The following is a 4531-nucleotide window of genomic DNA, read 5'->3' as shown; positions in this document are numbered from 1 at the left end:
CGCGCGATCTCACAGGCACCACAGATCCAAAGGCATGCCCTTCAGAGACGCTGCAGGATCAGTTCACCCTCGGCCCCTGCCAACCCAGGCTGGCCTTCCTGCCCCGGTCGGCCATTGGCCCCGGCGTCGGTGCGATACACCAGGCAGCCCTTGCTCACCCCGCCTTTACCCGCCTTGCCGGCAGCCCCGGCCTTGCCCGGCGCACCACCGTCCAGGCGCACCACGATGCGCTCCTGCGAAAAGCCCTGCGGCAAGCTCAGGCGAATCCGCCCACCAGGCGCACCATCATGCCCGTTGCCGCCATCATCGCCATTCGCCCCTGCGCTTGCCTGCCCCCAGGCACAGCCTCCCGCCTGGCCATTGGCGCCATCAAGGCCAATGTAGCCCGGCGCTCCGGCACCGCCACGGGCATCGATGGCCAAGCGCTCGGCATCGACCTCGGCGAGTTTCAACTCCAGGCTACGCCCAGAGCGGGCAGCCCGTTCATAGGTGCCAGGCGCCCCCGGTGCGCTGAACTCGCTGCCCTGGGCCAGCACAGCACTGCGCACATCGATAAGCAGCGGTGCTTCGGCGGGTGCAATGGCAATCCGCGCATCGCGCCCCAGCTGCAGATGATCGACTTTCAGCTCGATCAATGTGGCTGGCAACAGCAAAGTCGCCGAATCCGCCACGCGCAATTGCTCCAGGTGCATGCTGGCCGATTTGTTCGGCAGGCGCAGCATGGAATGGGAGGCAACTTCCAGGCTCTGCGCCTGGGCCATGGGCGCGGCCAATACCGCCAGCAAGATCAATTTACGCATGGCGAGGCGCCTCCTGCGGACGGGGAATGGACATGACATGAAAGATACCGGTCAACAGGATCTGCAACCGGTCGAACCAACGATGGCTGCGGCCCCGCAGGCTGCCATTGAAAAACAGCACCTCAAGAAAATGCAGGCTCAGCACAAGAATGCCCAACGCATTGATCAGCAAATTCAACGGCAACGGCTGCGGCATCATCAGGTTGAACAGCACCACGCCCCAGAATGCCACGGTCAGGGCCTTGCCCAGGCCCAGGATGAACTTCATACCCCGCCCCTATCTGTCTATTTATTGTTATGCCAACGCGGCCCGAGCCAGCGAGCCGCGCAGCCAACACTACCTGCATGGCCGGGCACACGCCAGCGCAGTCAGTTGAGGTGCAAGTCCACCCGTCGGTTGTGCGCACGCCCTTCATCGGTGGCGTTGTCGGCGATCGGCTCACGGGCGCCACGGCCTTCGCTGGTCACCTTCTGTGGCGCCAGGCCCTGACCGATCAGGTACTCGGCAACACTGGCAGCACGGCGTTCGGACAGTGCCTGGTTGTAACTGTCGGAGCCGACATTGTCGGTATGGCCAACCACTTTGACGCGCGTAACGCCCAACTCGTTGAGGCGCGGCAGAAGGCTTCTTAGGCGCTCCTCGCTACCTGGGGTGAGGTCGGCGGAATTGAAGGCAAACATCACCTGGCCCTGATCGTCCAGGGTGATCACCTCGGGTTTGGGCTCGGGTGCGGGCTGGGACGGCGGGTACTGCGGCAGCGGGCAGCCCATGTGGTCAACCGCTGTATTGGCCGGGGTATCGGGGCAGCGGTCACGACGGTCGAACACGCCGTCACCATCTTCGTCGCCATCCTGGGCGTAGCAGATCAGGCCGCCGGCGATCGCGCCCAGGGCGCCGGCGCCGGCCGCCCAGCTCGAGCTCTCTATGGCGCCAAGGCCACCACCGACCGCACCGCCGAGCAGGCTGCAGATGGGCCAAGTCCTTTGATTGAGGGGCGCACTGCCATCACTGTGGGTGGCGCAGCCTGCAAGCAGGCTGGCAACCATCAGCAACGGCAACGCCGCCTTCGACGTTACACTCATGATGAATGCTCCTGTGTCATCGGCCGCGACCGGCTAACAGGATTAAAGACGCGCCCGCGCCACTTCTCAAGGCGCGGGCGCCTGGGCGTCAACGCTGGATCTTGATCTCGGTGCGACGGTTCATGGCACGCCCCTCGGCCGTGGCATTGTCCGCCACTGGCTGGGTTTCGCCTGCACCCACCACCGAAACGAAGCTGGCGCGAGGCACACCGTTTTCGATCAGGTAATCGGTTACCGCATGGGCGCGATGCTCGGACAGTTTCTGGTTGTACGTGTCGGAGCCCACGCTGTCGGTATGGCCGGTCACGCTCAGGCGAGCGCTCGGCGCTTCCTGCTTCAGGCGAGTGGCAACTGTGTTCAGACGCTCCTTGTCGGCCGCCGTCAGGCGCGAGGAGTTGAATTCGAAGTGCACGTCACGAATAACGATCACTTCCTCTTTCTGCACCACCACTTCCTCGACGACTGGAGGAGGTGTAGGCGGGCAGCCATTGGCATCGACCTTCACGCCGTGCGGCGTGCCTGGGCACTTGTCACGGCTGTCCGGTACGCCATCACCGTCTTCGTCGCCATCGCCGTGGGCCCAGCAATAGCCCGCCGCGAGGCCACCACCGAGCAGCGCGCCCCAGCCAGCCCAGCTGGAACTCTCGATGGCACCCAGGCCGGCACCGGCGACGCCCCCGACGGCAGCACACTTCGGCCAGTCGGTTTTTTGCAAACCTGCACAACCAGTCAGCACACTGGTGAGCAGTACCAGGGGTAACGCTGTGCGTACTATGCTCATTTTCGTAGCTTCTCCTAGGGGAATCGGCATAAGACCGATCTCTGGGAGTAAAGACCGCGCAATCCATCCCTGCCAGCAATAAGCCACGACGCGGCCACTTGCCTCTATGCCGGCGGACAGCAGCCCGCTAGTCTTGGACGACTTGAACGAGGATTGGCAATGACCGAAGGTTTTTCCCAGCGCACCCCGCAACAAGCCCTGGCCGCCCTGCTAGAGCGCTTCACCCCACAACGCCTGCTGCTGGTGGGCACCCGCTTCCCGGCCCTGGATGCCTTTGCCCAGGCTCACCCGCAGGTGACCATCGAAACTTGCGCACCGGGGCCATTGCCGGCAGCCCTGGCGGCCCAGCGCTTCGACCTGGCGGTGCTGGTGGACTGCCTGGAACACTTGCCCAAGCGTACCGGCCTGCAGCTGCTGGGCGGTATCCGCAACCTCAACGCAAGCCGGGTTGCAGTGCTGGCCGACCTGCCCGCCTGTGGCTGGCAAGACACCGATTTCTTCTCCCTGGCGCTATCGGCCAGCGAGAAATTCCGCCGCGATGAGCAGGTGTTGAGCTTGTTCACCTATGATCTACATGACTACAAGCAGGTCCCGGACTGGCTCAACGCCAAGTTCTGGGCCAACCCTGAAAACTTCGGCAAGTACTGGTGGTGATGATGAGTGTTTCGGTTTGCCCATGTGGCAGCGGCAATCTGCTCGACGCCTGCTGCGGGCATTACCATGCCGGCACCCCGGCGCCCGACGCCCAGACGCTGATGCGCTCGCGCTACAGCGCCTACGTCTTGGGGCTGGTCGACTATCTGGTCGCCACGACCCTGCCCGCCCAGCAGGCCGGGCTCGACCGCACCGCCATGGCGGCATGGAGCGCCCAGAGCACCTGGCTGGGCCTGGAGGTGGAAGGCGCCGAAGTGCTCGGCGGCCAGCCCGAACATGCGTTCGTGACATTCACTGCGCGCTGGCATGACCAGGAGGGTGACCATCAGCACCGCGAGCGTTCTGCTTTTGTGCAGCACGAGCGGCGCTGGTACTTCATCGACCCCACCGTCGCGCTCAAGGCCGGCCGCAACGACCCCTGCCCCTGCGCCAGCGGGCAGAAATTCAAGAAATGCTGCGCCAGCTACGTCGGTAACTGAGCATGATCGCCGCCAGCCGCCTGCTCCTGCTCAGCGCCTTGCTGGCGCTGTTGGCAGGCTGCGCGAGCTGGGGCGATGACGACTCGCGCATGCCAGAGCTGCACCTGGACAAGGTTGAAACGGTAAAGGCGCGGTTGCTGCAACAGGAGTTCGTCTTGCATCTGCGCGTCGACAACCCCAACGACAGCCGCCTGTTCATTCGCAACCTGAGCTATTCGGTGTGGCTCGACGACCTGCTGCTGGCGCAGGATGATGTCAGTCTTTGGCGCAGTGTTGGCGGGCATGCGCGGCGCACGTTCAAGATCACGGCGCGGACCAACCTGTGGCAGCACCTGAAGCCGTTGGCCAAGCTGCTCAAGAGCGGCAAGCCGCTGCATTATCGCCTGCAAGGCGAGCTGGAGACGGGGCTGATCATCCATCAGGACCTGCACTTGTCGCGCAGTGGTGAGATAATCCCCGGCGATTTCTTACCGGAGTAACCCTGCAATGACCCAGCAACCCCATGTGCATGGCCCTGACTGCAACCACGGTCACGATCATCAGCATGATCACGACCACGGCCATGTACACGGCCCACACTGCAACCACGGCCATCAGGAGCCGGTGCGCAACGCCCTGAAGGACGTTGGCCGCAACGACCCGTGCCCGTGCGGCAGCCAGAAAAAGTTCAAGAAGTGCCACGGCGCTTGATGGGCCTGGCTCAGGCCTAGTAGCGCCTTTGAGATCGAGCGCCG

Annotated in this window: 8 protein-coding genes; 4 read left to right on the top strand and 4 right to left on the bottom strand. The window is 64.0% G+C overall.

Going from position 1 to position 4531, the window contains the following annotated elements; all coding sequences use genetic code 11:
* Window positions 1-41: 41 nt before the first annotated feature.
* The 4 genes from APH27_RS25350 to APH27_RS25335 form a co-directional block, all read right to left on the bottom strand.
* Window positions 42-800 carry a hypothetical protein gene (locus tag APH27_RS25350; RefSeq protein ID WP_060486215.1) on the bottom strand — a complete coding sequence of 253 codons (759 nt, stop codon included), beginning with the start codon at window positions 798-800 and terminating at the stop codon, window positions 42-44.
* On the bottom strand, window positions 793-1068 hold the full coding sequence (locus tag APH27_RS25345; protein ID WP_060486214.1) for a DUF1145 domain-containing protein: 276 nt from the start codon (window positions 1066-1068) through the stop codon (window positions 793-795). Before APH27_RS25345 ends, APH27_RS25350 begins: the two co-directional genes overlap by 8 nt.
* A 101-nt stretch (window positions 1069-1169) precedes the next feature.
* Window positions 1170-1883: an OmpA family protein gene (locus tag APH27_RS25340; protein WP_060486213.1), complete on the bottom strand. Its 714-nt coding sequence runs from the start codon at window positions 1881-1883 to the stop codon at window positions 1170-1172.
* Between the two features lie 88 nt (window positions 1884-1971).
* Window positions 1972-2664 (bottom strand): OmpA family protein, encoded by a 693-nt coding sequence (locus APH27_RS25335; protein WP_027918945.1) that lies wholly within the window; start codon window positions 2662-2664, stop codon window positions 1972-1974.
* Between the two features lie 159 nt (window positions 2665-2823).
* On the opposite strand from APH27_RS25335, the gene APH27_RS25330 reads away from it, so the two are divergent.
* The 4 genes from APH27_RS25330 to APH27_RS25315 are packed head-to-tail and all read left to right on the top strand — an operon-like array spanning window position 2824 to window position 4487.
* The gene (locus tag APH27_RS25330; protein WP_060486212.1) at window positions 2824-3318 is read left to right on the top strand and encodes a DUF6231 family protein; all 495 of its coding nucleotides are present in this window, start codon (window positions 2824-2826) and stop codon (window positions 3316-3318) included.
* A 2-nt stretch (window positions 3319-3320) separates the two neighbouring features.
* A complete protein-coding gene (locus APH27_RS25325; RefSeq protein ID WP_027918947.1) occupies window positions 3321-3797 on the top strand; it encodes a YchJ family protein in 477 nt (158 codons plus the stop codon).
* A 2-nt stretch (window positions 3798-3799) separates the two neighbouring features.
* Window positions 3800-4276, top strand: coding sequence for an LEA type 2 family protein (locus APH27_RS25320; protein ID WP_027918948.1), 477 nt, complete (start codon window positions 3800-3802; stop codon window positions 4274-4276).
* Between the two features lie 7 nt (window positions 4277-4283).
* A complete protein-coding gene (locus APH27_RS25315; protein ID WP_060486211.1) occupies window positions 4284-4487 on the top strand; it encodes an SEC-C metal-binding domain-containing protein in 204 nt (67 codons plus the stop codon).
* The last annotated feature ends 44 nt before the right edge of the window (window positions 4488-4531 follow it).

The sequence above is a fragment of the Pseudomonas sp. NBRC 111123 genome (assembly GCF_001320205.1).
GTDB lineage: Bacteria > Pseudomonadota > Gammaproteobacteria > Pseudomonadales > Pseudomonadaceae > Aquipseudomonas > Aquipseudomonas putida_J.
The sequence above is the reverse complement of the archived record's forward strand: the minus strand, read 5'-3'. Positions and strand labels throughout refer to the sequence as shown.

Coding starts and splice junctions, on each gene's coding strand:
- APH27_RS25350 (WP_060486215.1), bottom strand. CDS start 800: ATGCGTAAATTGATCTTGCTGGCGGTATTGGCCGCGCCCATGGCCCAG.
- APH27_RS25345 (WP_060486214.1), bottom strand. CDS start 1,068: ATGAAGTTCATCCTGGGCCTGGGCAAGGCCCTGACCGTGGCATTCTGG.
- APH27_RS25340 (WP_060486213.1), bottom strand. CDS start 1,883: ATGAGTGTAACGTCGAAGGCGGCGTTGCCGTTGCTGATGGTTGCCAGC.
- APH27_RS25335 (WP_027918945.1), bottom strand. CDS start 2,664: ATGAGCATAGTACGCACAGCGTTACCCCTGGTACTGCTCACCAGTGTG.
- APH27_RS25330 (WP_060486212.1), top strand. CDS start 2,824: ATGACCGAAGGTTTTTCCCAGCGCACCCCGCAACAAGCCCTGGCCGCC.
- APH27_RS25325 (WP_027918947.1), top strand. CDS start 3,321: ATGAGTGTTTCGGTTTGCCCATGTGGCAGCGGCAATCTGCTCGACGCC.
- APH27_RS25320 (WP_027918948.1), top strand. CDS start 3,800: ATGATCGCCGCCAGCCGCCTGCTCCTGCTCAGCGCCTTGCTGGCGCTG.
- APH27_RS25315 (WP_060486211.1), top strand. CDS start 4,284: ATGACCCAGCAACCCCATGTGCATGGCCCTGACTGCAACCACGGTCAC.